This window comes from Bradyrhizobium sp. CCGUVB4N (assembly GCF_024199945.1).
Taxonomy (GTDB): Bacteria; Pseudomonadota; Alphaproteobacteria; order Rhizobiales; family Xanthobacteraceae; genus Bradyrhizobium.
On the sequence record NZ_JANADP010000001.1, the window covers coordinates 3063228 to 3080849 of the forward strand.

Sequence of the window (17622 nt, forward strand, 5' to 3'; positions counted from 1 at the left end):
GGCCTACGCGATCTTTCTTGTCACGTCCGACGGCCGTTCCGCGAACGGATCCTGATAGAGCCAGGCGAGGTTCTCGCAGAAGCGCTCAAGGCTGGTCTCGCGCATGAGCTGATTGCGCAGCAGCGCATGGACGCCCGAGGAATGATAGACGTGGTCGCCGAGCTCGCGCGCCCCAAGCTGGACGCGAGCGGTGCGCAGCAGTCGCGCATTCCTGTATCGCTCGAGCGCGTGCGCGGGGTCGCCTTCACTCGCATCGAGTTCGTCGGCGAGAGCGACGGCATCCTCCAGCGCCATGCAGGCGCCTTGCGCGAAATATTGCAGCATCGGATGCGCGGCATCGCCGAGCAGCACGACGCGCCCGTCGATCCAGCGATCGGTCGGATCGCGATCGCAGGTCACCCAGGCCTTCCAGTCCTTGCCATGATGAATGATCGCCTTGGCGCGGGGATGCACGTCGCGAAAACCTTCGAGCACCTCGTCATGGGTCACGGGTCTGGCCGCGAACGCCTCCGCGGGATCGTTGTGACAGGTGATTGCGAGGTTGAACACCTTCCAGCCTGACAGCGGGTAGTGCACGAGGTGGCATTTGGCGCCGGCCCACAGCGTCGCCGCGTTCCAGCGCAGATCCTCCGGCATCTCTTCGGTCGGGATCACCGAGCGATAGGTGGTGTGGCCGGCGATCCGCGGCGCGCCGTCGCCGACCATCTGCTGGCGAATGCGGGAACGCAGCCCGTCGGCGCCGATCAGCAGGCATCCCGAGATGCGCTCACCGGACTTGAGCAGGGCCGTGGCGCGTGTGCCATTCTGCTCGTAGCCGACCACATCGCAGTCGGTTCGCAGTGTGATGTTCCCATCCGCCTCGCAGGCGCGGACGAAGATGCCGTGCAAATCGCCGCGGTGGACCACGGCATAGGGATTGCCGAAGCGCCGGCGAAAATAGCTGGTCAGATCGATATTGGTGATCTCCTCCGCCGAGATCGCGTCCATCAGGCGGAGCTGATCGATGAAAACGGCAATCGACCGAGCGGCATCACCGAGCGCAAGGCGATCGAAGGCGTGAAATGCATTGGGACCGAGCTGAATGCCGGCGCCGATCTCCTGATAGCGCGATGCGCGCTCGAGGACCGTGACCTGGAAACCCTTTTGCGCCAGCGCGATTGCGGCTGCAAGTCCGCCGATGCCGCCGCCCGCGATGATGATGGGATCCTGTCGCATGTCCTCTCCTGTTTCTCTATTTCCTTGATGTCTTTCCGCGCGGCAGGCTCGCCTTGCCGCGTGTCTCGGCGCGCTCGTCCTTCGACTTGGCCGGCGGCGCGACGCTGATCAAACCGGCTTCGACTTCCTGCTCGAGCCGATCGATGTTGTGGTAGAGATCGACCAGCACGCGCTTGAGCTCGACCGCCTCCTTGGCGGACATGCTGCCGGTGACGACCTCTTCATAATAGGCGGCGAGCGGCATCAGCCGTCCGGCGAGCTCCGCGCCTTTGGGTGTCAACGCGACTTGAAGGCTGCGCTGGTCATTCTCCGGCCGGTCACGCGTCAACAGGCCCGTGCGGCTCATCTCCGCGACGATGCGCGACAGCGTGGATACGTCGGCCGACGTGAGCTCGGCGATCTCGCCCAGGCGCAACGGATGGCCCTGCTCCGACAGCGCGGCCAGCACACGGTACATCGGCAGCGTCAACTTCTCGTGACGTATCACACGCGTGAACAGGTCGCCCATGCGGACGCCCAGCCGAGCGAGCAGATAGGGAAGCGAATTCGAAAATCGATACATGAGTTTAGGTCCGGGCTTGGGTCCTGGCAGGACAGCTCCGCCCGGATTAAGCGCCAACCTTCGCATGTGCAATATTTGCGTTTCAATTATTTGCAAATGCAACTTTCTCATTGACAAGTATTTGGATCAGGTGCTTTGCATTGTCAACGCCGAAAGCAAGCCGAAGGAACGACGTCATGCAGGGCAAGATTGCGCTCGAAGAGCATTTCGCGATGGAGGACACCGTCCAGGACAGCGCGGGCTTCGCGCCAGCCCAGGACTGGATCGAGCTCAAGGCGCGGCTGCTCGACATCCATGAGCGGCGTCTCGCCGAGATGGACGCTCATGGCATCGAGCTGATGCTGCTGTCGCTGAACGCACCGGCCGTGCAGGCGATTCCGGATCGCAATCGTGCTCTGGACCTGTCGCGCAGGGCCAACGACTTTCTCGCTGAGCAGGTCGCAAGGCGGCCGGACCGTTTTCAGGGGCTTGCGGCGCTTCCGATGCAGGATCCGGAAGGCGCTGCGCGCGAGCTCGACCGCTGCGTCAGCACGCTCGGCTTTCGTGGCGCGCTGGTCAACGGCTTCAGCGAGCTCGCGGGCACCGATCACGCCATCTATTACGATCGCAAGGAGTTCTGGCCGTTCTGGGCGGAAGCCGAGCGCCTCGGCGTTCCCTTTTATCTGCACCCGCGCAATCCCATGGCGAAGGACGCGGCGATCTACGAGGGACATCGCTGGCTGTTGGGGCCGACCTGGGCGTTCGGTCAGGAAACCGCGGTGCATGCCTTGCGCCTGATGGGCTCCGGCCTGTTCGACGCCTATCCGAACCTGCAGATCATCCTCGGTCACATGGGCGAGGGGCTGCCTTACTCGATGTGGCGGGTCGACAATCACAACAAGTGGATGCGGACCCAGAACGCCTATCCGGCGCAGCGCAAGATCGCCGACTATTTCCGGGAGAATTTCTACATCACAACGTCGGGCAATTTCCGCACCCAGGCTCTGATCGACGCGATGCTCGAGATCGGTGCCGACCGCATCCTGTTCTCCGCCGACTGGCCGTTCGAGAACATCGACCACGCCGCCGACTGGTTCGACACCGCGACGATCTCCGAAGGAGATCGCATCAAGATCGGCCGCGACAACGCCCGCGCCTTGTTCGGGCTCGGCGAGACGACAATTCAATCTGCCGCAGAGCAGAAGACATCATCAGTTTCAATGGAGGCAACCCGTGAGCATCTCGTCCGAAATCGACGTGCATGAGGAACTGTCCGGCGCCGCGATCGGTCCATTCCACAAGCGGCTCGGCGTCCTGATCACGCTCATCACGTTGTTCGATGGCTATGACACCTTCAATCCGGCCTATGTCATCCACTATGTCATGCAGCCCTGGGGGCTCGCGCCAAGTCAGGCGGGGCTGCTGGTGAGCTCGGGTCTGTTCGGCTTCCTGTTCGGTGCAATCGGCCACGGCAGCATCGCCGATCGCTTCGGCCGGCGCGGCACGCTGCTGGCGGGCCTGTGGATCGTCAACATCTTCACATTGCTGACCGCGATGCTGGCCAGCGATTTCTGGAGCTATTGCGCCTTGCGCTTTGCCACGGGGCTCGGTCTCGGCGTGCTGCTGCCGCTCGGGACGACCTTCATCAACGAGCTCGCGCCGAAGCGCGTCAGCAACACGTTCTCGCTGTGGGGCGTGACGCTGGGCTGGTCGCTCGGCGGCGTCGCGGCCGGTCTCGTCGGTGTGTTCCTGACGCCGCAACATGGCTGGCAGATTCTCTATTATGTCGGTGCGCTGTCGATCCCGTTGACTTTCGTGGCCCACGCCATTCTGCCCGAGAGCCCGCGCTTCCTGGCTTCGCGCGCGCGTGTCCCAGAGCTGCGTGCCTTGCTTGCGCGGCTGCGACCGGAGCGGGCGGCGATCTATCGGGACGCGACGTTCGCAGCCGTCGACAGCGAGGTTTCCGGGAGCACGATCCGCGCGTTGCTAGGCCCGCGCTATCGCCGCGTCTCCCTGACCATCTGGTTCACGGCGTTCCTTACGCTGTTTGCGATCTTCGGCCTCACCGGCTGGATTCCGACCGTCATGCTGAAACGCGGCGAGACTTTTGCGGCTTCCTTCGGCTTCGGCGCGCTGATGCAGGCGATGTCCTTCATCGGCGGTCTTACGCTTGCGATGCTGGCCGACCGCAATTTTGCGCTGACGCCCCGCTACCTCGCGACCTGGTGGATCACCGGTGGCATTGCCGTGCTGGCGCTCGTCTTCGTCAGCGGTCACGGCGTCAATCTCGCCATCGTCGCGATTGCCGGCTTCTGCATCATCGGCGCGCAGCATGTGCTGAACAATTTCACCGCGGGCTCCTACGAGACCTGCTTCCGCGCCAGCGGCGTCGGGATGGAGTTGGGTATCGGCCGCGTCGGTGCGATTCTCGGGCCTTATGTGATCGGCTTGCTGCAGCAGATCACCGGCGGCCCGGATGCTGTGTTCTGGGCGATCGGCGGCGCGTCGATCGTCGGTGCGCTGGCGATCGGATCGCTCAGCATCGCCGCGGCCAACCGCCTGCCGCGCGCGGATGTTGCGCCGGCGGAATGACGAGATATTCACCACAGGAGACAGGACATGCCGACTTCGACCCGTTCCGCTGATACCGCAGGCCCGCTCGATAGCTGGGTGCTTCTGTTCGCGCGCGTCGCGATCGCGCCGCTGTTTCTCTATAGCGGCGTCGGAAAGGTGATGGCATTCACCGCGACGGCGAGCCGGCTGCCTGGTGGCGCCGACGGCTTCGGCGCGTTGCTCGCCGCGGGTGCACTGACAGTTGAACTCGGAGGCGGCGCGGCGTTGCTGCTCGGCCTGTTCGCGCGGCCTGCCGCGGCGATCCTAATTCCGTTCACCATCGCGGCCACGCTGATGTTCCACAATTTCTGGGCCGCGCCGGAAGCTCAGGTCGTGATGCAGACCATCAACTTCCTAAAGAATCTCGGCCTGCTCGGGGCTCTCGCGATGATCGCGACTTACGGACCGGGGGCCTATAGCGCGCAGGCCGCCATGAAGTCCGGGCCCAATGGTGTTGCCGGACTGTCGTGATCCCCAGCGGACGTTAGTTCGACAAGCCGATCGCGAAGCGCGCCAATGCCTCGCGGTCGATCTCGATGCCGAGCCCGGGGCCCTCGGGCACGCGAACGACGCCGTTTGCGTGTTCGATCGGCTCTTTCAGGATCGCCTGCCGGATTGGATGCTCGGTGCGGTCGAATTCCAGCAGCGGCTCGAGCGGTGCCAGCGATGTCGGCGTGTGCGACGGCAACACGGCGAGGAGCTGCAGCGAGGCCGCGATCGCAATCCCGGTGCCCCAGACATGCGGATTGTAGCGGATGCCGAACGCCTCGCTCATGTCCGCGATCTTCTTGCATTCGGTGAGGCCGCCGGCCGCGCAGGTGTCGGGCTGGGCGATGTCGAGCGCGTGCGAAGCAAACAGGTCGCGGAAGCCGAAGCGCGTGAATTCGCACTCGCCGCCGGCGATCGGAATTGTCAGCGCGGATTTCACGGCGCGATAGCCCGCGACATCTTCCGGCGGTACCGGCTCCTCGAACCATCCGATGTCGTGGGGTTCGATCAGCCGGCCGAGCCGGATCGCGGCGACCGCATCATAGGCGTGGTTGGCGTCGACCATCAGCGCGACATCGTCGCCGATTGCCTCGCGCACGGCGCGCGTCATCGCGGCGTCCTCGGCGATGCCGAAGCCGACCTTCAGCTTCACGGCGCGGAAGCCTTCCGCGGCATAACCGGCCGCTTCGTCCGGCAGATATTTGAGCGGATCAACCGATCTTCGCCGGTAGAGCCCGGTCGCATAGGCCTGCACTTCCTTGCGCGCGGCGCCGCCGAGCAGTTGATGGGCGGGCACGCCGAAATGCTTGCCCTTGATGTCCCACAGCGCGATGTCGATGCCGCTCAGGCCCTGGATCACGACGCCCTTCTGGCCGTGATCGCGCAGGCGGGCATAGATCGTCTGCCACACCACGTCGGTGCGCAGGGGATCCTCGCCGACCAGCCAAGGCGCCACGCTGTTGACCACTGCCGCCGTCATCCGTGCCGGCCCGTAGCACTCGCCCCAGCCGGTCAGGCCGGTGTCGGTCTCGATTTCGACCAGCATCGCGGTGCGGCTGTCGTACCAGGCACGCGAATAGGCGAAGGGCTGCGAGAGCTTTGCCTCGAGGATGTGCGTGCGAATTTTTGTGATCTTCATCGCCGATGTCCCCCGTTCAGCGCTCCTCATCCAGCGCGCATGTCACCGTGCAGACCACGCCGCGCGGCAAAAAGTCCACCGTTGCCTCGCCGCCGAGTTGGTCCCGCGCGCTGCGCTCGATCAGGCGCGAGCCGAAGCCGCGCTGCACTGGCGCCGTCACCGGCGGGCCGCCGATCTCGGTCCAGATCAGTCGAAGCCGCGGCTTCGGCGCGTCGGCAATGATTTCCCAGTCCAGTGTGACCCGGCCGGCTTCGTTGGACAGCGCACCGTATTTCGCGGCGTTGGTCGCGATCTCGTGCACGATCATCGAGAGCACGACCGCAAGCCGCGGCGACAAAGGAACCGCGGGGCCGGCCATCCGGATGCGGTCGGGATTGGCCAGCAGGAATGGCTGCAGTGCGCGGGCGATCACGTCCCTCAGCTCCGAGCCTGCCCACTTTTCCTGGCTGAGGAGATTGTGCGCTTCTGCGAGCGCGCCGAGCCGGCCCTCGAACTTGGTCCGCTCGTCGCGGCTGGCGCTGCGAAACGTCTGCACCGCGATGGCCTGCATCAGCGCCAGCGTGTTCTTGACGCGGTGATTGAGCTCTTCGATCAGCAGATTATGCAGCATGTCGCCGCGCGCGATCGTGGTCGCCATCCTCACCGCAAAGGTGAGGCCGACCAGCAGCAGCACGCCGCCGATCAGGCTGGTGATCGCGATGTTGCGCCAGAGCGGCGCGATCAGCGAGCTCTCGGTGACACCGGCCGCGACGGTCCAGCCGGTCAGCCGCGAGCGCGTATAGGCCGAGGCGAGGGCGACGCCATCGAGCGACACGCTCGACAGAGCCGCCTCGGGTGAGCGGAACATCGCCTCGTACAGCGACGGCGAGGCCTGCTTGCCGAAGGTCTCATTCGGATTGGGAGTGCGCGCAAACACGACGCCCTTGCTGTCCAGCAGCGACACGGTCCATTGGTCGTCGGGACGCTGCCGCTCGACCAGATGCTGGAAGATGTCGATCGGCGGGCTGAAGGAGAGCGCGTAGACGACCTCGCCGTCGCGCAGCACCGGGACTTCGACCGTGACGATCGGCCGCTTCTTGGACGAGCCGGTGAACAGATCGGAAAATTGCGGCGTCTTGCTCGCGAACACCCGTTCGACGATGTCGCGGTTGTTGCGCGGCGGCAGGCTCGCCGTGTCGGTCGTCAGCGTCGAGAACAGCTGCTGCCCGGACTTGTCGGCCAGCAGCAGGACGCTGTCCTCGCCATACTGGTTGATGAACCCGACTGCGGAGCGGCGGAAACTCTCGAAGTCGCCCCTGCGCAAGGATTCGCTGAGCGCGAGCACCTGCAGGCCGCCCGTCATCCGCTGGACCTCGGAATCGAGCACGAGGCGCATGCTTCGCACCGTCTCGAGCACGCGGCGCGTGGCGTCGCTGCGGTCCTGGCGATAGTTGGAATAAGCGAGGCCGACGGCGAAAACGATCAGCGGCAACATCGTTCCCGTGACCAGGAGAGCGAGCCGGACCGGCAGGGTGAGCTTTGACAACGCGGGCGTCCCGGTTCCGGCGCTGTGGCGCCGGATTTATGATTTTGTCGAACCATACGGGCAGGACCCGCGCCGCGCCATGGTTTTTGCATCCGGCGGTGCCGACTTGGGCATGGGATTTTGCAGCGCAGCCGCCAACGCTTCAGCTCATGCTGATGGCGGTAAGCAGCAGGCACACGGCGTAGACGGCCGCCAGGCTGAGGCCGGCGATCCGGGCTTCTCGATGCGATGTCATGTGATCAACTCCGAGAGGGCGACCGCTGCCGGGGCGGACGCCCATCCGTTACGTCTCAGTCGATTTCCTGCACGACCGTCCGTGTGCCGGGATCCACCAGCATCACGCGTTCGCCGGAGTAGACGTAGCGATATTGCGTAAGCGAGGGCCCCCAATCGGCCGGGACCGCCTCGAGCTCGACATCGCCTGGAACCGTCGCGCCGACGATAATCTTCTCCTTCGTCGTCACCGGCCGCAGGTGATGCTCGGTGACGTAGGACTTGATCCGCGTCCGGTATTGCGGCTCGATTTGAATTGCCGCGGCGTGACCGGTTCCGGTCGTGGTCACCACGGTGGATTGCGCGAACGCGCCGGTCGAGATCATCAGCGCCGCAGCAGATAGCAGGAACAGATTCTTCATTTTGTCCTCCTCCTCGAGATAAGCGCGGCGTCAACCTCTTACGTCGGACGGCGTTCCTGCTGCTTAGGAACAAATTGCTAGTTTTTCCCGTTCGTGTTTCGACCGGGCGCGGAAGCCCGGCAATTGGAGGAGGAGAGAATGAAGCTAAGGATCGCAACCGCAGCATTGATGATTGCTGCGTTTTCCCTGCCGGCGTTCGCTGCCGACGAGTTTTACGTCGTGCAGGACGTCAAGACCAAGAAGTGCACCGTCGTCGACAAGAAGCCGATGGACACGTCGATGACCGTCGTCAGTCCCTCGGGCACGATCTACAAGTCGCGCACCGAGGCCGAGAGCGGCATGAAGACCGTCAAGGTCTGCACGTCAAACTGAGGAGGACGACAAATGCCGGTTCTGATCTTGTGGGCCGTGCCGGCCGTGCTGGTTGTCGGCGGCGGCATCTATCTGATCGGCCACTTCCACTGAACCAAAACGAACGTCATGGCCGGGCTTGTCCCGGCCATCCACGCCTTGGCTTAGCTGCGCGAAGAACGTGGATGTTCGGGACAAGCCCGGGCATGACGACCTTTCGTGAATAGTTGTCAGGAACGTCAGAGATTGCTCTCGGTGATCGCGGCGTAGACCATGCTGCGCAGCTCACGGCGGAGCGGGTAGGCGCTCGACGGCAGCACCTGCGTCATGAAGATCGTGATCAGCTCTTCGGCCGGGTCGATCCAGAACGAGGTCGTGGCGGCGCCGCCCCAATTATATTCGCCGGGGCTGCCGGCAATCAGCGTCTCCGCCGGGCGCATTGTCACGGCAAAACCGAGACCGAAGCCGATGCCGTTGTAGCTTGCCTCGGAGAACAGCGAGCGCGACATTTCCGGCAGCGACTGTCCGCCTGGAATGTGATTGCTCGTCATCAGCGCCAGCGTCTTCGGTCCGATCAGGCGCACGCCGCCAAGCTCGCCGCCGTTCAGCAGCGCACGGCAGAAGGTGAGGTAGTCTGCCATCGTCGAGCACAGCCCGCCGCCGCCGGAGATGAGGGAAGGCGGTGACAGGAACGAGCTCTTGGTCGGGTCGTCCTGGAGCGTCAGGCCCTCGCGGCGCTGGCCGGCGTGGAAGGTGAATCCGCCGGCGGGATCGGCGTTGTAGCAGGCGGCGAAGCGGTGCGCCTTCGAGGCCGGCACGTAGAAATCGGTATCGGTCATGCCGAGCGGATCGAGGATGCGTTGCTTCAGGAACTGCTCGAAGGGCATCCCTGAGATCTTGCCGACGAGATAGCCGATCACGTCGGTCGAGACCGAGTAGTTCCAGGACTCACCCGGCGAGAACTCCAGCGGGATTTTGGCGAGGCTCTCGATCATGCCCTGGAGCGTGCCTGACTTCTCGACTTCGCCGATTTTCTCGGCGCGATAGGCCGCATCGACATTGGAGCGTTGCTGGAAGCCGTAAGTCAGCCCCGAGGTGTGGCGCAGGAGGTCGACGATCAGCATCGGCCGGGCCGGTGGCCGGGTCAGGAAGTTCGGCGAAGTGCCGGCGACGAACACGCCGAGATTCTTCCATTCGGGAATATATTTCGCAACGGGCTCGTCGATCGCGACCAGGCCTTCCTCGACCAGCATCATGAAGGCGACGCTGGTGAGCGGCTTGGTCATGGAATAGATGCGGTAGATGGTGTCGTCCTTGACCGGCACCTTGCGCTCGACATCGGCAAGGCCCTGCAGCGAACTGTGGGCGATCTTGCCGCGGCGGTAGACGAGCAGATGCGTGCCCGGGAAGCGGCCGGCGTCAATATAACGGTTCTTCAGATGGGCATCGACGCGGTCGAGCGCGGCCTTGGACATGCCCACGGATTCGGGCGAGGCGGGGGTAGGGGCGAGCATCGGTTCCTCCGGGCAGTTTTGTCGGCAAGTTGATAGCCGAAATGACGCCCTCATTCCAAGCGGGTCGCGCTTGGCCCGGCGGTTGGTGTAGGCTCCAGTCTGGAACGCCTCCAGGGAGCCCCCAAGGATCTCTTGTGGGCCAACGAGAAAAGCCAAGGGCAAACGCACCATGACCCAGTTCAACGAGACCGAACTCACCGAAGCGGTCGTCAAAAGCTTCGACAACACGCCAAACCCGCGTGCGAAATTCCTGCTCCAGGAATTGGTGAGGTCGCTGCACGATTACGTGAGTAAGACCGGTCTCACCTTCGAGGAGTGGGAATACGCCATCGATTTCCTGACCCGCACCGGCCAGAAATGCACCGACACCCGCCAGGAGTTCATCCTGCTCTCCGACGTGCTCGGCGTCTCCATGCTGGTCGATGCCGTCAACCACCGCGACCGCGATGGTGCGACCCAGACCACCGTGCTCGGCCCGTTCTATGTCGGCGAGCACAAGATCACCGCCCACGGAACCGATATCTCGCCGAACAATCTCACGGGCGAACGGATGTTCGTGCAGAGTCGCGTCACCGATCTCGAGGGCAAGCCGCTCGCGAATGTCCCCGTCGACGTCTGGCATGCCGACGATGACGGCTTCTACGATTCACAGAAGGCGAACTATGACGAGGTCGGTGCCTCGGCGCGGGCGCGCTTCATCACCGATGCCGACGGCCGCTTCTTCTTCCGCACGATTCTGCCGTGCAGCTATCCGATCCCGACGGACGGCCCGGTCGGCGAGATGATCGTGCAGACCAAGCGCCACCCGATGCGGCCGGCGCATGTGCACTTCCTGGTCAACGCCAAGGGCTACGAGCCGCTGATCACCCACGTCTTCATGGACGGCGACAAATATCTCGATTCCGACGTGGTGTTCGGGGTCAAGGACGACCTGGTCGCCAAGGTTGAGCCCCGCAACGACCGCGAGATGCCCGACGGCACCAAGGCGAGCGGGCAGTGGCACCTGATGACCTATGAATTCCACCTCAAGCCGGGCGGCGGGATCGCGCCGAAGCCGCTGGGGACGAAGGCGGCCGAGCCGGCCTGACCGGAACCGGCCCTACTAGCGCGCGTGCAGCGCAGCGAGCAGGGCCACGACGGCGCAGGCCAGGATCACGGTGGTGAGCTTCCAGAACAGCAGCGGATTGCGCTCGAGCAGGGGCGTCGTCCGTGTGCTGAGATAGGCCGGATTGGGGTTCCGGAGCTCATAGGCGAATTCGGACAGGTCCTCGTGGCGCTTGTTCGGATCGGGATGCAGCGCCTTTCGAAGCGCACCGTCGATCCAGACGGGGACGGCCCGGTCATCGTGGCCGGCCGGACGATATCGGAGTTTCCATGCGTCCGATCGCCCCCTGATGCGGGCGACCTGGGCGCCATAGGGCAGGCTGCCAGTCAGCATCTGGTAGCAGATGGTCGCCAGCGAGAACATGTCCGAGCGCGGCGAGCCGCCCTCGCCGAGAAAATATTCAGGCGCCGTGTACTGCACCGTGCCGAGGATTTCGGCATCAGCCGGATTTGCCGCCGCCTCGACGATTCCGGCGACCTTGACTGCTCCGAAGTCGATGATCTTCGCGGTGCCGGTCTTGTCGATCAGGACGTTGTCGGGTCTCAGATCCTGGTGCAGCATCTCCATGCGGTGGAAGGCGCGCAGGCCCGCAGCGATCTGGTCCACGATGTCGCGGACGGTCTCAAGATCGGGACGCGGATTGTCCAGCATCCATTGCCTCAGCGTCTGCCCCTCGATGAATTCGGTTGCGACATAGAGATAGTTGCGCCGCTTGGACCGCGAGCGCGGCTTCAGGACGTGGGGGCTGTCGATCCTGCGCGCGATCCACTCCTCCATCAGGAAACGCTTCAGATAGCCCGGATCGTCGCGAAGAGCGATCGAGGGGATCTTCAATGCGACCATCTCTTCGGTCTCGGTGTCGACCGCAAGATAGATGTGGCTCCGGCTGCTCGCGTGCACCTCCCGGATGATTCTGTAGCCGTCGAACAACGCTCTCGGCTCCGGGAGTGGGGGGAGTGGCAGTTCGTGTGTGCCGTCGAAAAAGTCGGATGTCGCGGTCTGCGGCAACTCGTCGATGCGCAGGATCTGGACTGTGATGTTGTCGTCGCTGCCGCGCCGGTAAGCCTCCTCGGCGATGGCTTGGGCTGCTGCATCGAGATCGGCGGCGTGCGCGGCGAGCGTACCGGTGATGAAGCGATGGTCGACGAACTCGTAGGCGCCATCGGTTGCCAGCAGGAAGATGTCGCCTTGCGCGACTTGCAGCGCCTGGTAGTCGATCTCGATCTGCGGATTGATCCCGAGCGCGCGGCCAAGATAAGTCTGCTCCGGCGACACGATGATCCGGTGATCCTCGGTGAGCTGTTCGAGGGCCTTGCCGGCGACGCGGTAAATCCGGCAATCGCCGACGTGGAAGATGTGGGCCATGGTCGATTTGACGACCATGGCCGTGAAGGTGCAGACGTAACCCTTGTCGCGATCATAAGCGTATCGGCTGCGCCGCGTTTCCGCGTGCAGCCAAGAGTTCGTCGCTTCCAGAACGCGACGCGCCGACGTTTTCACCGTCCAGGATTCGGAAGTGCAGTAATAGTCGGTCAGGAAGCTTTTGACCGCCGACTCGCTCGCGACCTGGCTCACGGCGCTGCTGGAGATGCCGTCGGCGAGGACGACGGCGATGCCCTTCAGGCTCAGCAGCGGCTCGGCCGGGACGAGCGCGCCGTGAAAGTCCTGGTTGACCGGCTTGCGTCCCTTGTCGGAGTGCTGCCCGATCGAAATTCGCAAGCCTCGGCCCATCCTCGCCACCAATGCAAAGGGAGCTTCACCTTAGCAGGCAAAGCTCCCCCTCAGACAAGGCTCCCTCGTCGATGCCCAATCAGGCCGCAGCGCGGGTCGACGCGTTGGCTGCCGGCTGGCGCTTCGGCTTCGTCAGCACGTGCGTCGTGTAGAGCGTCAGTCCGGTGAAGGCGAGGCCGCCGACCAGGTTGCCCAGCACGGTCGGGATCTCGTTCCAGATGAAATAGTCCATGATCGAGAATTTGGCGTGGAGCATCAGCCCCGACGGGAACAGGAACATGTTCACGACCGAATGCTCGAACACCATGTAGAAGAACACCAGGATCGGCATCCACATCGCGATCACCTTGCCCGGGACCGTGGTGGAGATCATTGCGCCGACGACGCCGGTCGAGACCATCCAGTTGCAGAGCATGCCGCGAATGAACAGCGTCGCCATGCCGGCCGCACCGTGCGCCGCGTAACCCAGCGTACGGCCCTCACCGATGTTTCCGATGGCTGCGCCGACCTTGTCGGGATCCTGGGTGAAACCGAACGTCGTGACGAAGGCCATCATGAAGGCCACCGTGAGCGCCCCGCCGAAATTGCCGATGAACACGAGACCCCAATTGCGCAACACGCCGCCGAGCGTGACGCCGGGCCGCTTGTCGATCAGCGCGAGCGGGGCGAGCACGAAGACGCCGGTCAACAGGTCGAAGCCCAGCAGATAGAGCATCGAGAATCCGACCGGGAACAGCAGGGCGCCGACGATCGGCTGGCCGGTATTGACGTTGATGGTGACGGCGAACCAGGCGGCGAGCGCCAGGATGGCGCCGGCCATATAGGCGCGGATGACTGTATCCCGGGTGGACATGAAGATCTTGGATTCGCCTGCATCCACCATCTTGGTGACGAATTCCGAAGGCGCGAGATACGACATTGCAGCTCCCTTGCTCCTGTGATCGAGCCGGCCTGTGCCGGATCGACGGTTCTGGCAAACCAGTGAGCTTTCGCGTCCCGTAGAACGGTGTGCGTACCGGTGAAGGACCATGCGCAAAGGGACAGCGTCACGATGACCGCGCGTTAGCGGACCAGCGAACAGGCTTCCCAGTGGCCTTCGGTGGCTCGACGCTCCGGCTCACTGTCAGTCATCGTTGACTAGGCAGAATGGAAGCAATCGATGTGCCAGACGATCTGGCCTGACAGGCTGCCTTTCGAAGGAGATTTGCCCGCTCTGGACGTGAGATAGCCTCCAGGCGCAGGTCGCATCCGGCATCTGTCGAGATCGGCTGCCGCGAAAACGGGCTCATGCCCAACGCTTGTGCGACGCACAATCAACGGGCGAATCCGCATTCAAGAAATGAGCGGTTCGCAAGTTTTTGATGCAATTATGGGCGTGATTAAATTTTAATCATATCGTCCAAGCCATTTGAATCGCTGGTGTTTTTACTACAGACCGATTTGGCACGGAGCTTGAATTAGAGCTTTCGACGCCATCGACGCCGTCAACGAGCATCATTCAAATCGTGACACCGCCGAAAACGGGGGCTTCCCCGAGCGTGCATCTTTGCGCCTCCGCGTCCGTCGGTGTCCCGCTTCCTAGCGAAAGGGACTTTTTCCAATGAAGGAAGGCAATCCGACGTGGATTTCTGACTGGCGCCCCGAAGATGAGGCGTTCTGGAATGCGGGCGGCAAGGCCGTCGCCCGGCGTAACCTGATCTGGTCGATCGTGGCCGAGCATATCGGCTTTTCCGTCTGGCTGATCTGGAGCATCGTTGCGACCAAGCTGCCGCAGGCGGGGTTCCACTATTCGACCGACGAATTGTTCCAGCTCGTGGCCGTCCCCGGCCTGATCGGCGCTTTGATGCGCTTCCCCTATACGTTCGCGGTGACGACCTTCGGCGGTCGCAACTGGACCATCTTCAGCGCGGCGATCCTGTTTATCCCGACACTGTCGCTCGCCTATTTCGTGAGCCAGCCCGACACACCGTTCTGGCTGATGCTGCTGATCGCGTCGACCGCGGGCCTCGGCGGCGGCAATTTCGCCTCCAGCATGACCAACATCTCGTTCTTCTTCCCCGACCGGATGAAGGGCTCGGCGCTGGGTCTCAATGCCGCCGGCGGCAATATCGGCGTCTCCAGCGTGCAGCTCCTGACCCCGATCCTGATGACGCTCGGTGTCATCAATCTGTTCCAGGCAACGCCGGTCGGCGGCGTGTACTTGCAGAATGCCGGCTTGATGTGGGTGCTGCCGATCGCGATCGCGGTGTTCGGGGCGGTGTTCTTCATGAACAACCTCACCTCGGCCAAGTCGTCGATCAAGAACCAGCTTGCGATCGTCAAGCGCAAGCACACCTGGATCATGGCTTTCATCTACATCGGAACGTTCGGCTCCTTCATCGGCTACTCGGCGGCGTTCCCGCTGCTGATCAAGACGCAGTTTCCGACGGTGACGATCTCGATTGCCTTCCTCGGTCCTCTGCTCGGTTCGCTCTCGCGTCCGTTCGGCGGCTGGCTCGCCGACAAGGTCGGCGGCTCCATCATCACGTTCTGGAATTTCCTCGCGATGGCGGCTGCGACGATCGGTGTGCTCTACTTCGTCGGGCAGAAGGATTTCACCGGCTTCCTGGCGATGTTCCTGATCCTGTTCCTGACGACGGGCATCGGCAACGGCTCCACCTACCGCATGATCCCTTCGATCTTCCGCGAGCAGAATTTGTTCAGGGTGCGCGGCAAGGGCGACGCGGCGCGTGCGGATGCGTTGAAGACGGCGAGCGTCGAGAGTGGCGCAGCAGTCGGCTTCATCGGCGCGGTCGGTGCCGTCGGCGGTTATCTGATCCCGAGCAGCTTCGGCAAGTCGATCGCTGCGACCGGTGGTCCGTCGCTCGCGCTCGCCATCTTCCTCGCGTTCTACGCCGTCTGCCTCGGTTTGACCTGGTGGTTCTACCTGCGTCGCAGCCCGCAGGCTGAAGGCGCGCCAAGCCTCGCCGAAGCGCGAGTCTGACATCTGGCATGAAACACGCCTCTCCCCGTACGCGGGGAAAGGTCTCTCTGATGACGTTTGACCCATGAACTTTTTCCGCAACGGCGCGGACAAAGGCAGACCGAAACAGACAGGAGAACATCATGACGCCCCAGCAGATCGCCCTCGTGCAGCAAAGCTTTTCCAAGGTCGCGCCGATTTCAGAAGCAGCCGCCGTGCTGTTCTACGACCGCTTGTTCGATGTGGCGCCGTCCGTGCGTGCGATGTTTCCCGAGGACATGACCGAACAGCGCAAGAGGCTGATGGGCATGCTCGCCGCTGTCGTCTCTGGCCTGTCGAACCTCGAAACGATTCTTCCCGCGGCGTCCGCGCTCGCCAAGCGCCACGTCGCCTACGGCGCCAAGGCCGAGCACTATCCCGTGGTCGGCGCGACCCTGCTGTGGACCCTGGAGAAGGGGCTCGGCGAGGCCTGGACGCCCGAACTCGCCACTGCCTGGACCGACGCCTATGGCGTGCTGTCCGGCTACATGATTTCCGAAGCCTACGGCCCGCAGGCGCAGGCCGCCGAATAGGAGATGCCTTGTGAGTGAACCGCTCGTCATCGTCGGAAACGGTATGGCGGCAGCTCGTCTGGTCGACGAGCTCGCCAAGACCGCGCTCGGCCGCTATGCGGTCGCTGTGATCGGCGAAGAGCCGCGGCTCGCTTACAATCGCGTCTTGCTCTCTTCGGTGCTGGCCGGCGAGACCGGCTCGCACGAGATCGAGCTCCGTCCGGCAGACTGGTGGCGCCATCGCGGCGTCACCGTGCGCTACGGCTATCGTGTCACCGAGATCGACACCGGCCGCCGCGAGCTGAAGATCGCCGGCGAAGAGAGCATGGAATATTCAAAGCTCGTGCTCGCCACCGGATCGACGCCGCTGCGCCTCAACGTCCCGGGCGCCGATCTCGCCGGCGTGCACACGTTTCGCGACACCCGCGATGTCGACCTTCTGTTGACGCTGGCGGCCGCCAAAAAGCGCGTCGTCGTGGTCGGCGGCGGCCTGCTCGGGCTCGAGGCAGCCTACGGCCTTGCCAAGGCCGGCGCGCCCGTGACACTGCTGCATCTGATGGACCGGCTGATGGAGCGCCAGCTCGATGGGCCTGCTGCCGATCTGCTCAAGACGCTGGTCGAGCGCAAGGGCATTCGCATCCTGCTCAATGCCTCGACCGCGCGCATCCATGGCGAGCGCCACGTCGAAGCCGTCGAGCTTGCCGACGGCAGCCGCATCGAGGCCGATGCCGTGATCTTCGCCGCCGGGATCAGGCCGAACATCGCGCTGGCCAAGGAGGCCGGCATCGCCGTCAATCGCGGCATCGTCGTCAATGACGAAATGCAGACCGCATCGCCCGACATCTACGCGCTCGGCGAATGCGCCGAGCATCGCGGCACTTGTTACGGCCTGGTCGAGCCGGCCTACGAGCAGGCCCGCGTGCTGGCGAGGCATCTCGGTGGCCGCCCAGCGGCCTATCAGGGCAGCGTGGTCTCGACCAATCTGAAAGTCTCCGGCGTCAGCGTTTTCTCCGCCGGCGACTTCATGGGCGGCGAGGGCAGCGAGAGCCTCGTGCTGACCGACCGCCGGCGCGGCACCTACAAGAAGCTCGTGATCGCTGACGGATGCCTGACCGGTGCCGTGCTGATCGGCGATACCGCCGATGCGCTTTGGTATCTCGAGCTGATCCGCACCCGCGAGAAGATCGCTGGAATCCGCGCCGACATGATGTTCGGCCGCGCGCTCGCGCTTCCCTCCAAAGCGGCGTGATGG

Annotated in this window: 16 protein-coding genes; 8 read left to right on the plus strand and 8 right to left on the minus strand. The window is 63.8% G+C overall.

The features are described 5' to 3' along the window. Positions 1-3: 3 nt before the first annotated feature. Positions 4-1215 carry a 3-hydroxybenzoate 6-monooxygenase gene (locus NLM31_RS13840; protein WP_254192581.1) on the minus strand — a complete coding sequence of 404 codons (1212 nt, stop codon included), beginning with the start codon at positions 1213-1215 and terminating at the stop codon, positions 4-6. Between the two features lie 16 nt (positions 1216-1231). Next, positions 1232-1777, minus strand: coding sequence for a MarR family winged helix-turn-helix transcriptional regulator (locus NLM31_RS13845; RefSeq protein ID WP_254129899.1), 546 nt, complete (start codon positions 1775-1777; stop codon positions 1232-1234). Between the two features lie 176 nt (positions 1778-1953). On the opposite strand from NLM31_RS13845, the gene NLM31_RS13850 reads away from it, so the two are divergent. Genes NLM31_RS13850 through NLM31_RS13860 form a run of 3 tightly spaced genes read left to right on the plus strand, consistent with a single transcriptional unit; the run spans position 1954 to position 4840 of the window. Beyond that, the gene (locus NLM31_RS13850) at positions 1954-3021 is read left to right on the plus strand and encodes an amidohydrolase family protein (RefSeq protein WP_254192582.1); all 1068 of its coding nucleotides are present in this window, start codon (positions 1954-1956) and stop codon (positions 3019-3021) included. After that, positions 2990-4348 (plus strand): MFS transporter, encoded by a 1359-nt coding sequence (locus NLM31_RS13855; protein WP_254192583.1) that lies wholly within the window; start codon positions 2990-2992, stop codon positions 4346-4348. Before NLM31_RS13850 ends, NLM31_RS13855 begins: the two co-directional genes overlap by 32 nt. Before the next feature lie 27 nt (positions 4349-4375). Continuing rightward, on the plus strand, positions 4376-4840 hold the full coding sequence (locus tag NLM31_RS13860) for a DoxX family protein (protein WP_254192584.1): 465 nt from the start codon (positions 4376-4378) through the stop codon (positions 4838-4840). Positions 4841-4853: 13 nt separating this feature from the next. On the opposite strand, the gene NLM31_RS13865 is transcribed toward NLM31_RS13860, so the two are convergent. The 3 genes from NLM31_RS13865 to NLM31_RS13875 all read right to left on the minus strand — a co-directional run bounded on the left by NLM31_RS13865 (position 4854) and on the right by NLM31_RS13875 (position 8156). Next, positions 4854-5996, minus strand: coding sequence for a mandelate racemase/muconate lactonizing enzyme family protein (locus tag NLM31_RS13865; protein ID WP_254192585.1), 1143 nt, complete (start codon positions 5994-5996; stop codon positions 4854-4856). Positions 5997-6012: 16 nt separating this feature from the next. Further along, entirely contained in the window at positions 6013-7470 is a 1458-nt protein-coding gene (locus tag NLM31_RS13870) for a sensor histidine kinase (RefSeq protein WP_254196181.1), read from the minus strand. A gap of 341 nt (positions 7471-7811) precedes the next feature. Further along, positions 7812-8156 carry a DUF1236 domain-containing protein gene (locus NLM31_RS13875; RefSeq protein ID WP_254192586.1) on the minus strand — a complete coding sequence of 115 codons (345 nt, stop codon included), beginning with the start codon at positions 8154-8156 and terminating at the stop codon, positions 7812-7814. Between the two features lie 138 nt (positions 8157-8294). Between NLM31_RS13875 and NLM31_RS13880 the strand changes: the two genes are divergently transcribed. After that, positions 8295-8528 (plus strand): hypothetical protein, encoded by a 234-nt coding sequence (locus tag NLM31_RS13880; protein ID WP_254129905.1) that lies wholly within the window; start codon positions 8295-8297, stop codon positions 8526-8528. A 218-nt stretch (positions 8529-8746) separates the two neighbouring features. Here NLM31_RS13880 and NLM31_RS13885 read toward each other — a convergent pair whose 3' ends face one another. Beyond that, positions 8747-10021 (minus strand): serine hydrolase, encoded by a 1275-nt coding sequence (locus tag NLM31_RS13885; protein ID WP_254192587.1) that lies wholly within the window; start codon positions 10019-10021, stop codon positions 8747-8749. Positions 10022-10190: 169 nt separating this feature from the next. Between NLM31_RS13885 and NLM31_RS13890 the strand changes: the two genes are divergently transcribed. Further along, positions 10191-11108 carry an intradiol ring-cleavage dioxygenase gene (locus NLM31_RS13890; RefSeq protein ID WP_254192588.1) on the plus strand — a complete coding sequence of 306 codons (918 nt, stop codon included), beginning with the start codon at positions 10191-10193 and terminating at the stop codon, positions 11106-11108. A gap of 15 nt (positions 11109-11123) precedes the next feature. Here NLM31_RS13890 and NLM31_RS13895 read toward each other — a convergent pair whose 3' ends face one another. Both NLM31_RS13895 and NLM31_RS13900 read right to left on the minus strand, forming a co-directional pair. Next, a complete protein-coding gene (locus tag NLM31_RS13895) occupies positions 11124-12857 on the minus strand; it encodes a bifunctional protein-serine/threonine kinase/phosphatase (protein WP_254192589.1) in 1734 nt (577 codons plus the stop codon). A gap of 79 nt (positions 12858-12936) precedes the next feature. Beyond that, entirely contained in the window at positions 12937-13776 is an 840-nt protein-coding gene (locus NLM31_RS13900) for a formate/nitrite transporter family protein (protein WP_254129909.1), read from the minus strand. Between the two features lie 681 nt (positions 13777-14457). Here NLM31_RS13900 and NLM31_RS13905 point away from each other — a divergent pair. From NLM31_RS13905 to NLM31_RS13915, 3 genes are all read left to right on the plus strand, one after another. Further along, on the plus strand, positions 14458-15840 hold the full coding sequence (locus tag NLM31_RS13905) for an MFS transporter (RefSeq protein ID WP_254129910.1): 1383 nt from the start codon (positions 14458-14460) through the stop codon (positions 15838-15840). Between the two features lie 122 nt (positions 15841-15962). Then, positions 15963-16391 (plus strand): globin family protein, encoded by a 429-nt coding sequence (locus tag NLM31_RS13910; RefSeq protein ID WP_254192590.1) that lies wholly within the window; start codon positions 15963-15965, stop codon positions 16389-16391. 10 nt (positions 16392-16401) lie between these two features. Then, positions 16402-17619 carry an FAD-dependent oxidoreductase gene (locus tag NLM31_RS13915; protein ID WP_254129912.1) on the plus strand — a complete coding sequence of 406 codons (1218 nt, stop codon included), beginning with the start codon at positions 16402-16404 and terminating at the stop codon, positions 17617-17619. Positions 17620-17622: the final 3 nt, after the last annotated feature.